Annotated in this window: 1 protein-coding gene; it reads left to right on the top strand. The window is 53.5% G+C overall.

Going from position 1 to position 269, the window contains the following annotated elements; all coding sequences use genetic code 11:
- A partial coding sequence (locus K5S59_RS29960) for a His/Gly/Thr/Pro-type tRNA ligase C-terminal domain-containing protein (protein ID WP_259653032.1) occupies positions 1-269 on the top strand: 269 nt, incomplete at both ends.

Here is a 269-nt window from a genome sequence, read left to right as displayed (position 1 = left end):
TAAACAGGCCGATTTTGCCGCTGAAGTTGAAAAAACTCTCAACGAAAGCGGATTTCGTGCCAAGTCCGACTTGAGAAATGAAAAGATCGGCTTTAAAATCCGCGAGCATACTTTGCTCAAGGTTCCCTATCTTTTGGTTATCGGAGATCGGGCAGTCGAGATGCAGACTGTCGCTGTGCGTACTCGTGAAGGTGCTGACCTGGGCTCGATGCCCGTCGCCCAGTTCGCTGAGTTCCTCGCGCAAGCGGTTTCCCGGCGTGGTCGCCCAG

The sequence above is a fragment of the Bacillus sp. BML-BC051 genome (assembly GCF_019656175.1).
Taxonomy (GTDB): Bacteria; Bacillota; Bacilli; order Bacillales; family Bacillaceae_G; genus Bacillus_A; species Bacillus_A mobilis.
The sequence above is the reverse complement of the archived record's forward strand: the minus strand, read 5'-3'. Positions and strand labels throughout refer to the sequence as shown.